The following is a 12326-nucleotide window of genomic DNA, read 5'->3' as shown; positions in this document are numbered from 1 at the left end:
AAGCCGCACCCGATCCACGGAGACACCGATGATCCGAGTTCCCACCCTGATGGCCCGCGCCGCCGCGGCGATCCTTCTCGCCAGCCTGCTGGTGCTTGCCGGCTGCCACCGTGGCGTCTCCAAGGACGACCAGGCCGCGTCCGCCGCCAGCCAGAGCAAGTTCGACGTCACCCTCAAGGCGTACAAGAGCGGCCAGTTCCTCGTCGATGGCGCCGTGCTTTCGGCGGCCGATACGGGCAGTCACTTCGCCTACCTGAAGGACCAGGGCAAGCTGCCCAAGACCGTGCTGCTGGTGCCCAGCGACGACTCCAAGATCCGCGACGCCCACCTTGGCTTCATGGCTCGCATGGCCCTCGACTATGGCTTTGCCGTCTATTACGACAAGAAGGGCGAGCTGGTCCGTCTGAACGCCGTCGAGAAGGACGCGCGCGTCCTGGAAGACACCCCGCAGAAGGCCGCACTGCCTGATCGCATGCAGGGTAAGGAAGCCTCCAGCGGTGCCTACGACCCCCAGACCCAGCAGTAACTGATCCCCTGAAAATCGCCGGCCCAGGGCCGGCGATTTTCTTCCAGGGACCGGCATGTCCATCGACCAGCGCCCCCTCGCCATCTTCCTCATGGGCCCGACCGCGTCGGGAAAGACGGCGCTTGCCTGCGATCTGGCCGATCGCTTTCCGGTGGGCCTGATTTCGGTGGACTCTGCCCTGGTGTATCGGGGGCTCGATATCGGCTCCGCCAAGCCCGATGCCGCCACGCTGGCGCGCTATCCCCATGAGCTGATCGACATCCGCGACCCTGCTCAGCCGTATTCGGCGGCCGATTTCGCGACGGATGCCGAGGCCGCCATGGCGAAGGTGGCAGGCGAGGGCAAGGTGCCCTTGCTGGTTGGCGGTACGGGGCTCTATTTCCGGGCCTTGCAGCGCGGATTGTCCGCGTTGCCGGAGGCGGATCCCGCCGTCCGCGAGCGGATCGCCGCCGAAGCCGCGAGCCTGGGCTGGGCCGCCATGCATGCTCGTATGGCCGCCATGGATCCGGATGCGGGGCAGCGCATCAAACCGGCCGATGCCCAGCGTATCCAGCGCGCGCTCGAAGTGATGGCGCTGACCGGGCGACCGATCAGTGAATTGCAGCAGCAGGCGCGCCGCGTGTTTCCCTGGCGAGTGCTCAAGCTGGCCTTGCTGCCGGAACAGCGGGCCGCGCTGCACGAGCGGATCGCCCTGCGCTTTGATCAGATGATCGGGCAGGGGCTGCTTGATGAGGTGAGGGCGCTGCGCGACCGGGGCGACCTGCATGCGGACCTGCCCGCCATCCGCGCGGTGGGCTATCGTCAGGCGTGGGAATACCTCGACGGACGCGGTGACGCGACGGAATTCCGCGACCGTGGTATCTATGCGACCCGGCAACTCGCCAAGCGGCAGATCACCTGGCTGCGGAGCGAGCTGGATGCACGGACATTCGACCCGGACACGGCTCCTCCGTTGGCGGAAGCCGCGGCCGCCGTGGGGCTGTTTCTTGGAATGCCGAAATCGTCACGACAGACGCTTCCAGATGGCATTTAAATGCAGTTAAGATTCAAAAAATTTGGGCCGGGGCGCCGCGGGGCGTTCTTTACCCGGACCCGCACAATAAAAATACGTAGGGGAGAAGAAAAATGTCCAAGGGGCAATCGTTGCAAGATCCGTTTCTGAATGCGCTGCGCCGCGAGCGCGTACCGGTCGCCATTTACCTGGTGAACGGCATCAAGTTGCAGGGCACCATCGAGTCGTTCGACCAGTTCGTGGTGCTGCTGCGCAACCAGGTGAGCCAGATGGTCTACAAGCACGCCATCTCCACCGTGGTGCCGAGCCGTAATGTGCGGGTCGGTGGTCATGAGAACCACGCGGAGTCGGTGTCGGGCGACGCCGAGGGTTGAGGGGCCTTCGACGGAATCCCATATAAGTGCGTTGGGCGCACGTACGCGTAGGCGGCGCGCGCCCTTCACCATTCATGAGGTTATTCCGCTAAGTGTTCGATAGGCAAAAGAAAGGCGACCGGGCCGTCCTGGTGCTGCCGCATTCGCGCGGCGAAGGCGACGCGATCCGTCGTGGCGAGGAATTCGCCGAACTCGTGACCTCGGCAGGCGCCGAGGTGCTGACTAGCATTTCCGCCCGGGTGGAAACCCCGAATCCCCGCTTCTATATCGGCAGTGGCAAGGCCGAGGAAGTGGCCGAGGCCGTGCGCGCCCTGGAGGCCGACCTGGTGCTGGTCGACCACGTGCTCACGCCCGTCCAGGAGCGAAACCTCGAGAAGCATCTCAAGGCTCGCGTGGTCGATCGTGCCGGCCTGATCCTGGACATCTTCGCTCAGCGTGCCCGTTCGCACGAGGGCAAGCTCGAAGTGGAACTGGCCCAGCTCAAGCACATCGCCACCCGGCTGGTGCGTGGCTGGACCCATCTGGACGCCCAGCGTGGCGGCGCCATCGGCAACCGTGGCCCGGGCGAAACGCAGCTTGAAACCGACCGACGCCTGCTTGCCGAGCGGGTGAAGATGTTGACCAAGCGCCTTGAAAAGGTTCAGGTTCAGCGCGACCAGCAGCGCCGTGCGCGGTTGCGCAACACCGTCCCGCGCGTCGCCCTGGTCGGCTACACCAATGCCGGCAAGTCCACGCTGTTCAATGTGCTGACTACCGGCGGTGTCTATGCCGCCGACCAGTTGTTCGCCACGCTCGATCCCACGGTCCGCAAGATCGACGGCTTGTCCTGCGGCCCCGCAGTGGTCGCCGACACCGTCGGCTTCATCCGTGAGCTGCCGCACGACCTGGTCGCGGCCTTCCGCGCGACCCTGGCCGAAGCCCGCGATGCCGACCTGCTCATCCATGTCAGCGATGCCGCCGACGAGGAGCGCGAATTGCTGCGCCGAGTGGTCGACGAGGTGCTGGAGGAGATCGGTGCGGGCGACGTGCCGCAGTTGTCCGTCATGAACAAGATCGACCTGGTGGATACCGAGGCGCGTGTCGATCGCGGAGACGACGGCCGTCCTCGCCAGGTCTGGTTGTCCGCGCATACGGGTGAGGGGCTCGAGGGGCTGCGTGAAGCGCTTGGCGAATTGCTGGGTGGCGACCGTATCCGCGCGGGCCTTGAGCTTCCTCTCACGGCGGGCCGGCTGCATGCGCGACTCAAGGCCGCCGGCGCGATCGCCGGTGAGGCGGTCGATGAGCATGGCTGGCACCTCGACATTGACGCGCCACGCTCCGTGCTGGCGCCGCTGCTGGGCGACGACGAGCATGCCAGGCCTTTACGCGACCTGATCGCACCACCCCAGGCGGATTTCTGACCCGCCGCATCGCCATGGCCTTCTGGTAGAATTGCCACTGTTTGCGTGCCGATCCGGCGCGGCGCCGGGTCGATATGACGCCCGCCGTTCGCTCTTGCCGTGTCGGCCTGATCAAGGCTTGCCAGCCGCCCACCCTCCGGTCCCCGAAGGAGACTGCCGCCCATGGCTTGGAACGAACCCGGTAACGGCCAGAAGGATCCCTGGAACCGCAACCGGCAAGGCGGGCGCAAGCCCGACCTCGACGGCGCGATCAAGAATCTCAAATCCCGCTTCGGCAAGTTTGGTGCCGGTAGCGGTGGCGTCACGGCCATCGTGGGTGTGTTCATCGTGGCCTGGTTGCTGGTGTCCAGCTACACGGTGATCGATGCGCGCCAGGTCGGCGTGGTGCTGCGCTTCGGCGAGTTCTCGCGCATCCTGCCGCCCGGCTTCCATCTCAAGGCGCCGAGCCCGATCGAGACGGTCACCAAGGTCGAGACTACCCAGATCCGCTCCATCTCGGACAACGTGTCGATGCTGACCCGCGACGAGAACATCATCGCGATCGATTTCAACGTCCAGTACCAGGTGGCGGATGCCCGCAAGTTCCTGTACTCGAACGCCGACATCGAGAACGGCACCATCTCGAGCGCGGCCGAGGCGGCCGTGCGTTCGGTGGTGGGCGCCAACATCATGGACAACATCCTGACCACGCCGGGTGCCGATCCGACGGCGCCGGACCAGGCGCCCGCCGCCGGTGTCGCGCCCGCGGCGAAGGAAACCCTGCAGCAGCAGACCCGGGACATCCTCCAGGCCACGCTCGACAAGTACGACGCGGGTGTCACCGTGACCGGCGTCAGCTTCCAGAACGTGGCTCCGCCGAAGGAAGTGAAGGACGCCTTCGACGACGTCAACGCCGCCCGCGAAGACAAGCAGAGCGAAGAGAACAAGGCGCGTGCCTACGAAAGCCAGGTGGTACCGGTGGCCCGTGGCGATGCCGCGCGTATCGGCGCCGAGGCGGAGGCCGAGCGTGTCGAGCGTATCGCTCGCGCCAACGGTGACGTCGAGCGCTTCAACCTGCTGCTCAAGGAATACAAGGCCGCGCCCGAAGTGACCCGTCGTCGCCTCTGGCTGGAAACCGTGGAGGAAGTGATGGCCGGCAATCCCAAGGTCATCGACGGCACCAACGGCAAGAACATCATCCAGTTGCCGGTGGAAGGCTCGTCGAACACGACCGTCCGCAACGTGCCGGGCGTGGGCACCGTCGTGCAGTCCGCGACCACCGAGCCGAACGCGCAGGGGAACGCCCAGTGAAGATCATTTCCGGCCTCATCGTCGTCGCCCTGGTCCTGCTCGGCTTCAACAGTGCCTTTGTCGTGAAGGAAGGCGAGAACGCGCTGCTGTTGCAGTTCGGCCGCATCGTGCGCGCCGACTACAAGCCCGGCCTGCATTTCAAGGTGCCGGTCATCCAGCAGGTGATGCGCTTCGACAATCGCATCCTCGGCTTGGATGCCCAGCCCGAGCGTTATTTCACGCTGGAAAAGAAGAGCGTCAACGTCGACTTCTACGTGAAGTGGCGCATCGCCGATAACGCAGCGTTCTACCGTGCCACCTCGGGTGAAACCATCCAGGCCGTGCAGCGCCTCACGCCCATCGTGAAGGACGCCTTGCGTTACGAGTTCAATGCTCGTCCGCTCGAAGACCTGATCGCCGGTGGCCGCAAGGACATCACCGAGCGCGTGCGCCAGCAGACCGACGCCGTCGCCCGCAAGAACCTCGGCATCTCCGTGGTCGACGTGCGCATCAAGCGCATCGACCTGCCCGACGAAGTCAGTGGCTCTGTCTACAAGCGCATGCGCGCCGAGCGCTCGCAGCTGGCGAACGAACTGCGTTACACGGGCCAGGAAAGCGCCGAGCGCATCCGCGCCGACGCCGATCGCCAGAGGCTCGTGCTGCTGGCCGACGCCAATCGCGACGCCACGAAAGTGAAGGGTGACGGCGACGCCCAGGCGGCCGCCATCTACGCCCAGGCCTACAGCCAGGATCCCGAATTCTTTGCGTTCTATCGCAGCCTCGCCGCGTATCGCAAAGCCTTCGCCGACGGCAAGGGCACCCTGGTGCTGAAACCCGATTCCGAATTCCTGCGCTACCTCAACGACGGCCCCGGCCGCCAGCGCTGAACCATCTCCACATCGCCCCTGGCGGGGCAACCTACCTTGAAGAGAGCATCATCATCATGGGCAAGTCAGTAGTCATCCTCGGCGCGCAATGGGGCGACGAAGGCAAGGGTAAGATCGTCGATCTGCTCACCGAGCGCGTCGGCGCCGTCGCGCGTTTCCAGGGCGGCCACAACGCCGGCCACACGCTGGTGATCAAGGGCAAGAAGACCGTCCTGCACCTGATTCCCTCGGGCATCCTGCGCGACGACGCGCTGTGCCTCATCGGCAACGGCGTCGTGCTGTCGCCGGCCGCGCTCATGAGCGAAATCGCCGAGCTGGAAGGCCAGGGCGTCGATGTCCGCGCCCGCCTGAAGATTTCGCCGGCCACGCCGCTGATCATGCCGTACCACATCGCCGTCGATAAGGCGCGCGAAGTCGCCTCCGGCGCCAAGGCCATCGGCACCACCGGTCGCGGCATCGGCCCGGCCTACGAAGACAAGATCGCCCGTCGCTCGATCCGCGTGGCCGACCTGATGTACCCGCACGAGCTGCCGGAGAAGGTGAAGGCTGCCGTCGAGTATCACAACTTCGTGCTCACCCAGTGGTTGAAGGCCGAGCCGGTCGATTACCAGACCGTCCTCGACGAAGCCCTCACCTGGGGCGAGTACATCAAGCCGATGGTCGACGACGTCGCCACCATCCTGCACGACGTGCGTCGCGAGGGTGGCAACATCCTGTTCGAAGGTGCACAGGGCGCGCTGCTCGACATCGATCACGGCACCTATCCGTACGTCACCTCGTCGAACACCACGGTGGGCGGCGCACTGGCCGGCACCGGCGTGGGCGCGCGTGACATCGACTACGTGCTGGGCATCTGCAAGGCCTACGCCACCCGCGTTGGCGGCGGCCCGTTCCCGACCGAACTGCACGATGAGATGGGCGAGCTGCTCCGTAAGAAGGGCAACGAGTTCGGCGCCAGCACGGGGCGTCCGCGTCGCTGCGGCTGGATCGACCTCGTCGCGCTGAAGCGCGCCGTGCAGATCAACGGCATCGACGGCCTGGCGATCACCAAGCTCGACGTGCTCGACGGCCTGGAAAGCATCAAGGTCTGCATCGCATACGAATACCGCGGCAAGCGTCGCGAACTGGCCCCGCTGGATGCGGACGGCTGGGACGAGTGCAAGCCGGTCTACCTCGAGTTCCCGGGTTGGGAAGAATCCACCGCGGGTATCCGCGACTGGAACAAGCTGCCGCTCGCCGCCCGCGCCTACCTGCGCGCCGTGGAAGAACTCTCGGGCTGCAAGCTGGCCCTCGTGGCCACGGGCGCCGACCGCGACGACACGATCGTCCTCGACGACCCGTTCGGCAACGAGCACGGCTGCTGATCGATTCGGTCATCGGGTAAACAAAAAACGCCAGTCGAAAGACTGGCGTTTTTTGTTGGGGCGTCGCGGTGTGGGACAGCTTTTGTAGGAGCGCGCTTGCGCGCGATCACCGGTCGCGGCAAGCACCCATCGCGCGCAAGCGCGCTCCTACAAGCAAATCCTCGGTCAGATCTCGCGCGCGAGCTTGTCCGCGAGGCCGATGTAGCTGGCCGGGGTGAGATCGGCGAGGGCCTGCTTCGCGTTGGCCGGAAGATCCAGGCCGGCGATGAAGGCGCGCATCGAGTCCTTGGTGATGCCCTGGCCGCGGGTGAGGGCCTTGAGCTGCTCGTACGGCTCCGGCAGGCCGTAGCGGCGCATGACGGTCTGCACGGCTTCGGCGAGCACTTCCCAGCTGCCGTCGAGGTCGGCGGCGACGCGGTCGGCATTCACGTTGAGCTTGCCCAGGCCCTTCATCAGCGACTCCAGCGCCACCATCGAATGGCCGAAGGCGGTGCCCAGCGCGCGCAGCACGGTGGAGTCGGTGAGGTCGCGCTGCCAGCGGCTGATCGGCAGCTTCTCGGCGAAGTGGCCGAGCAGGGCGTTGGCGAGGCCGAAGTTGCCTTCGGCGTTCTCGAAGTCGATCGGGTTGACCTTGTGCGGCATCGTCGACGAGCCGACTTCGCCGGCCTTGAGCGCCTGGCGGAAATAGCCCAGCGAGATGTAGCCCCACACGTCGCGGGCCAGGTCGATCAGGATGATGTTGATCCGGCGCAGCACGTCGGCGAACTCGGCGATGCCGTCGTGCGGTTCGATCTGCGTGGTGTACGGGTTGAAGGTGAGGCCCAGGCCTTCGACGAAACCGGCGGCAAGGGTCGGCCAGTCCACCTCGGGGTAGGCGATGACGTGCGCGTTGTAGTTGCCCACGGCGCCGTTGATCTTGCCGGGTATCTCGATGGCGACGAGCTGGCGGCGCTGGCGCTCCAGGCGGGCCACGACGTTGGCCAGTTCCTTGCCCATGGTGCTGGGCGAGGCGGTCTGGCCGTGCGTGCGCGACAGCAGCGACAGGCCGGCGTGCTCGTGCGACAGGGCGCGCAGCTTGCCGATCACCTGGTCGATGGCCGGCAGCAGCACCGTCTCGCGGGCATCGCGCAGCATCAGGGAGTAGGCGAGGTTGTTGATGTCCTCGCTGGTGCAGGCGAAGTGGACGAACTCCTTGGCCTGGGCCAGGGCGGGGTCGTTGCCGATCCGCTCCTTGATGAAGTACTCCACGGCCTTCACGTCGTGGTTGGTGGTGGCCTCGATCTCCTTGATCCGCTCGCCGTCGTCGACGGAGAAGCCATCGGCGATGGCCTCCAGGCGGCCCACGGCCTCGGCCGGGAAGGCCGGCAGCTCGACGATGCCCGGGTGCTTCGCCAGGGCGAGCAGCCAGTGGATCTCCACGTGCACACGACGGTGCATCAGGCCGAATTCGCTGAAAATGGGGCGCAGCGAGGCCGCCTTGGCGGCGTAGCGGCCGTCCAGCGGCGAAAGGGCGGTCAGCGTGGCGTGGGACATGGGAGGTTCCTGAGGCGGATGCGGGGCAGCCGCCGATTATACCCGGGCCGTCACAGGGGCATGTATTCCTCGGCGAGCACCTTGGCGGGCTTCTGGAGGAAGTTGCCCTGCACGAAATCGACGCCGCAGGCGAACAGTAGGGAGGTGCTGACGGCGTCCTCCACCCATTCGGCCACGGTCTGCTTGCCCGAGGCATGGCCCTCGCGGCAGATGTCGGCGATCTTCTTCTGGTTTTGCGGATGCTGAGGCAGGTCGGTCATGAAGCTGCGGTCGATCTTCAGGTAGTCGGCCTCGACGTGGGTCAGCATCTGGAACGAGTTGAGGCCCGAGCCGAACTGCTCGATCGCGAAGCGGCCGCCAGACTTGCGCCAGCCGCTCACGAACTCCTGAACCGGACGCAGGCTGGTAAGCACCTTGGATTCGGGCATCTCGATCACGAGGGTGCTGCGGCGCAGGCGCGCGGTTTCCAGGCGGCGCTTCAACCAGGGCAGCAGGTCGGGGTCCTCGACCGATTGCAGGGTGATCTTCACGAAATAGGTGGTGGTCAGGCCGTCCTTTTCGCGATGAGCGAGGGCGTCGATGGCATGGCCCAGCACCCAGCGGTCGATGGCTGGCAGCAGGCCGTTGCGCTCGGCGACGGGCAGGAAGTACGACGGCAGCACGTCGCCCTTGGGGCCGCGCATGCGGATCAGGATCTCGTAGAACTCGCCGGCGGCGTCCTGCAGGCTGATGATCTGCTGGTGGTACAGGCGCAGGCCGTCGTCGGCCAGGGCCTCCTTGACCAGGTCCAGCCAGTACTGCTCGCGCTCGGCTTCCGCCTTCTCGCGGGCGCTGGGGTCGTGCAGTTCCACCCGGTTGCCGCCCTGGTTCTGGGCGTTGCGCAGCGCGGCGCTGGCCTGGTCGAGCACGGTCTCGGCGTTGGCGTTCTTCTCGGCGAGCAGGGCGCCGCCGATGGTGACGCTGAGGGTGACCGAGCGGCTGCCCGCGTCGAAGATGTGCTCGGCCACGGTCGTGCGCAGACGCTCGGCGAGGGCCGAGTGCTCGAGGTCGCCGCGTGAGCCGAGGATGAAGCCGAGCGTATGGTCGCCAAGGACGCCGACGACATCCTCGTCGTCGATCACGTCCTCGACCCGTCTCGCCAGGGTCGACAGGACGCGGTCGGCATTGCCGATGCCGACGCTGGCGACGATGTCCTTCCAGTTGTCGGGTTCGAGCAGCAACACGGCCTGCCCTTCGTTGCCGCCGGCTGCCGAAGCGACCGCCTGGTCGATGTGTTCGAGGGTACGCGCGCGATTGAACAGGCCGGTGACCGGGTCGCGCTGCAGCTGAGCCACCAGCGCCGGATCGACGGCCTGCTGGCGGAAGACAATCTGCACGCAGGCCTCGCCTTCATAGGACGCGGGGGCGAACTCGGCCACCACCTTGAAGGTCCGGTCGTCGTCGCGGCGCGCGACCAGGTCCAGCGGTGCGTGTTTTTCGCCGCGCGACAGGCCGCGCAGCACCGCCTTCAGCTCGTCGGCGTGGCTGTTCGCCACGAGGTCGAGGATCGACAGGCCGATCACGTCGTCCGCCTCGGTGAAGCCGAAGGCCTCGAGGAAGGCCTGGTTTACCCTGACGTGCATGCCTTCGTGGACATAGGCGATGGCATCGCGGGACGAGTCGAGCAGGGCGTCGCAACGCCGCTCGGTCTCGCGCAGCGAGGTCTCCATGCGACGCAGTTGTCGACGCGTGGACAGTGCCTCGAATTCGCGCCTCACCACCGCCAGCACCTGGTCGGAGTGGCGGCGCAGCGCCACGCCCTGCGCACCGCTGGCGAACAGGTCCGCGACGGTGTCGGTGTCCATGCCGTCGACCACGGCGACCAGGGTCATGTCGCGGCCGCTGGCGTCGATACGGCGCATGACCGCCGACGTCTCGATGCCGGGCACCGCGGGATTCAGGACGACGAGGTCCGGCTGGAGCTCGTCGAGGGCGGCATGGACCTCCTCGTCCTTCGTGGCCCTTGCGGGACGCACGGCGATGCCGCCATTGCGCAATACGTTGATCAACAGCTCGGCGTCTTCCACCGAGTCTTCGATGAAGAGGATCCTGATGACGTTGTCGTGTTTCATGCCGTTCCGGTTGCCGCCTTGTTCACCCCGCGGAACGGTTACCCGCCCCGCTTCCCCCAAACGCGGTCCGGTCGCATGTCGCCGACCGGAAGATCGACATACTAGCGCGCCGAATCGGCAACGGGGCGTTTCGACGGGTCCCCGGGCAATTCACGTACGAGTTTTGGGACGAGGTACCCGGGAAGCCGGGCGCGCAGCGCGTCGACGAGGCCGAGCGCCTTGTCGTCGGGCACCTCGAAGTGCGCCGCGCCGGTGACCTTGTCGAGCTGATGCAGGTAGTAGGGCAGCACGCCCGCGGCGAACGAGCGTTCACACATTGCGGCCAGGGTGTCGGCGTCGTCGTTCACGCCGGCCAGCAGCACGGACTGGTTGAGCAGCGTGGCGCCGGCATCGCGCAGGCGGGCGCAGGCGGCGTCCACGCCCGCGTCGAACTCGTTGGCGTGGTTGGCGTGCAGCACCACCACCTTTTGCAGCGGCAGCGCGGACAGCCAGGCCACGAAGGCGTCGTCGATGCGCTCCGGCAACACCACGGGCAGGCGCGTATGGATACGCAGGCGGATTACGTGGGGTAGGGCGGCAAGGCCCTGGGTCAATTCCTCGAGCTTGTGCGTCGCCAACGACAGGGGATCGCCGCCGGACAGGATCAGCTCGCGGATCGAGGTATCGGCCGCCACGTGGGCCAGGGCCTCGCGCCACTGCGACGCGGCGGCGATCTCGTCCCCGTAGGGGAAGTGGCGGCGGAAGCAGTAGCGGCAGTTCACGGCGCAGGAGCCGCTGGCGATCAGCAGGGCGCGACCGTCGTATTTGTGCAGCACGCCATGGCTGGCCCGGGAGGCCATGTCGCCCACGGCGTCCACCGTGTAGCCAGGCGCCTCGACGTGCTCCGCCTGGCGTGGTAGCACCTGGAGCAGCAGGGGGTCGTCCGGGTCGCCCTGGCGCATGCGGGTCACGAAGCCGCGCGGTACGCGCAGCGGGAAGCCGGCGTCGTCCGGAGGCAGCAGGTCGGTGCGGTGGGCCAGGCCCACGGCGGCCAGCAGCTCGGCGGCGTCCGTGATGGCGTCCCGCCAAAGCTCGCGCCAGCCCGTGGCGGGCGCGGATAGGCGGGAGGTGGGGCTTGCGGTTATCATGGTCGGCCTTGGGGCGGGCCATATGGCCCCCGATAGCCCCCTATTTTAGCCGCCCGGCGGGCGGATTCACCTCTGGAGCAAGAAACGCATGGCGACCCTTGGCCTTAATGACGTCAAAACGGGCAAGAAGATCCTTCACAATGGTGATCCCTGGGTCATCACCGAAGCCGACTTCATCAAGCCGGGTAAGGGCCAGGCGTTCACCCGTATTCGCGTGCGCAACCTGAAGGACGGCCGCACCACCGAGCTCACCCTGAAGTCGAGCGACTCCTACGAGGAAGCCAACGCCGTCGACACCGACGCCTCGTTCTCGTACATCGAGGGCACCGGCAACGACCGCGAGTGGATCTTCATGCATTCGGAGACCTTCGAGCAGTACCGCGCCAACCTGGCCGCCATGGGCGACGCCTGGAAGTGGCTCAAGGGCGACGAGGAGTGCCAGATCACCCTCTTCAACGAAACCCAGATCATCGCCGTCCAGGCGCCGAAGTTCGTCGAGCTGAAGATCGTCGAGACCGATCCGGGCGTCCGTGGTGACACCTCGGGCGGCGGCGGCAAGCCGGCCACCCTGGAAACCGGTGCCGTGGTCCGCGTGCCGCTCTTCGTCAACCAGGACGAAATCATCAAGGTCGATACCCGCACCGGCGAGTACGACAGCCGCGTCAAGTAAGGCAGCCGGTTTTCGCACGGTTGATCGGCACGGCGGCCCCCGGGGCGCCGTGC

The 12326-nt window shown here is 66.5% G+C and carries 11 protein-coding genes; 8 read left to right on the top strand and 3 right to left on the bottom strand.

Features of this window, described 5'->3' with window-relative positions; genetic code table 11:
• Nucleotides 1-28 precede the first annotated feature (28 nt).
• From GAK28_RS00420 to GAK28_RS00390, 7 genes are all read left to right on the top strand, one after another.
• Nucleotides 29-526 (top strand): hypothetical protein, encoded by a 498-nt coding sequence (locus GAK28_RS00420; RefSeq protein WP_291773662.1) that lies wholly within the window; start codon nt 29-31, stop codon nt 524-526.
• A gap of 55 nt (nt 527-581) precedes the next feature.
• Nucleotides 582-1559, top strand: coding sequence for a tRNA (adenosine(37)-N6)-dimethylallyltransferase MiaA (gene miaA / locus GAK28_RS00415; RefSeq protein WP_291773660.1), 978 nt, complete (start codon nt 582-584; stop codon nt 1557-1559).
• A 92-nt stretch (nt 1560-1651) separates the two neighbouring features.
• Nucleotides 1652-1912: an RNA chaperone Hfq gene (gene hfq / locus GAK28_RS00410; RefSeq protein WP_291773658.1), complete on the top strand. Its 261-nt coding sequence runs from the start codon at nt 1652-1654 to the stop codon at nt 1910-1912.
• Nucleotides 1913-2004: 92 nt separating this feature from the next.
• On the top strand, nt 2005-3312 hold the full coding sequence (hflX, locus tag GAK28_RS00405) for a ribosome rescue GTPase HflX (protein ID WP_291773656.1): 1308 nt from the start codon (nt 2005-2007) through the stop codon (nt 3310-3312).
• 162 nt (nt 3313-3474) lie between these two features.
• On the top strand, nt 3475-4602 hold the full coding sequence (gene hflK / locus GAK28_RS00400; RefSeq protein WP_291773654.1) for an FtsH protease activity modulator HflK: 1128 nt from the start codon (nt 3475-3477) through the stop codon (nt 4600-4602).
• Nucleotides 4599-5468 (top strand): protease modulator HflC, encoded by an 870-nt coding sequence (gene hflC, locus GAK28_RS00395; RefSeq protein ID WP_291773652.1) that lies wholly within the window; start codon nt 4599-4601, stop codon nt 5466-5468. The genes hflK and hflC overlap by 4 nt, the downstream gene beginning before the upstream one ends.
• A gap of 56 nt (nt 5469-5524) precedes the next feature.
• Nucleotides 5525-6832 (top strand): adenylosuccinate synthase, encoded by a 1308-nt coding sequence (locus GAK28_RS00390; RefSeq protein WP_291773650.1) that lies wholly within the window; start codon nt 5525-5527, stop codon nt 6830-6832.
• Nucleotides 6833-6997: 165 nt separating this feature from the next.
• Here the strand turns inward: GAK28_RS00390 and purB are convergent, their stop codons facing one another.
• The 3 genes from purB to epmB form a co-directional block, all read right to left on the bottom strand.
• Nucleotides 6998-8365, bottom strand: coding sequence for an adenylosuccinate lyase (purB, locus tag GAK28_RS00385; RefSeq protein WP_291773648.1), 1368 nt, complete (start codon nt 8363-8365; stop codon nt 6998-7000).
• Between the two features lie 50 nt (nt 8366-8415).
• Nucleotides 8416-10476 carry an EAL domain-containing protein gene (locus GAK28_RS00380; protein ID WP_291773646.1) on the bottom strand — a complete coding sequence of 687 codons (2061 nt, stop codon included), beginning with the start codon at nt 10474-10476 and terminating at the stop codon, nt 8416-8418.
• Between the two features lie 101 nt (nt 10477-10577).
• Nucleotides 10578-11603, bottom strand: coding sequence for an EF-P beta-lysylation protein EpmB (gene epmB, locus GAK28_RS00375; RefSeq protein ID WP_291773644.1), 1026 nt, complete (start codon nt 11601-11603; stop codon nt 10578-10580).
• An 88-nt stretch (nt 11604-11691) separates the two neighbouring features.
• Here epmB and efp point away from each other — a divergent pair, with 88 nt between their 5' ends.
• Nucleotides 11692-12273, top strand: coding sequence for an elongation factor P (efp, locus tag GAK28_RS00370; RefSeq protein ID WP_291773643.1), 582 nt, complete (start codon nt 11692-11694; stop codon nt 12271-12273).
• The last annotated feature ends 53 nt before the right edge of the window (nt 12274-12326 follow it).

Origin of the sequence: Luteibacter sp., assembly GCF_009912395.1 — a bacterium.
Lineage (GTDB): Bacteria > Pseudomonadota > Gammaproteobacteria > Xanthomonadales > Rhodanobacteraceae > Luteibacter.
Note: the sequence above shows the minus strand (reverse complement) of the source record. Positions and strands in the feature narration are given on the sequence as shown.

Coding starts and splice junctions, on each gene's coding strand:
- purB (WP_291773648.1), bottom strand. CDS start 8,365: ATGTCCCACGCCACGCTGACCGCCCTTTCGCCGCTGGACGGCCGCTAC.
- hfq (WP_291773658.1), top strand. CDS start 1,652: ATGTCCAAGGGGCAATCGTTGCAAGATCCGTTTCTGAATGCGCTGCGC.
- GAK28_RS00420 (WP_291773662.1), top strand. CDS start 29: ATGATCCGAGTTCCCACCCTGATGGCCCGCGCCGCCGCGGCGATCCTT.
- hflK (WP_291773654.1), top strand. CDS start 3,475: ATGGCTTGGAACGAACCCGGTAACGGCCAGAAGGATCCCTGGAACCGC.
- epmB (WP_291773644.1), bottom strand. CDS start 11,603: ATGATAACCGCAAGCCCCACCTCCCGCCTATCCGCGCCCGCCACGGGC.
- GAK28_RS00390 (WP_291773650.1), top strand. CDS start 5,525: ATGGGCAAGTCAGTAGTCATCCTCGGCGCGCAATGGGGCGACGAAGGC.
- GAK28_RS00380 (WP_291773646.1), bottom strand. CDS start 10,476: ATGAAACACGACAACGTCATCAGGATCCTCTTCATCGAAGACTCGGTG.
- efp (WP_291773643.1), top strand. CDS start 11,692: ATGGCGACCCTTGGCCTTAATGACGTCAAAACGGGCAAGAAGATCCTT.
- miaA (WP_291773660.1), top strand. CDS start 582: ATGTCCATCGACCAGCGCCCCCTCGCCATCTTCCTCATGGGCCCGACC.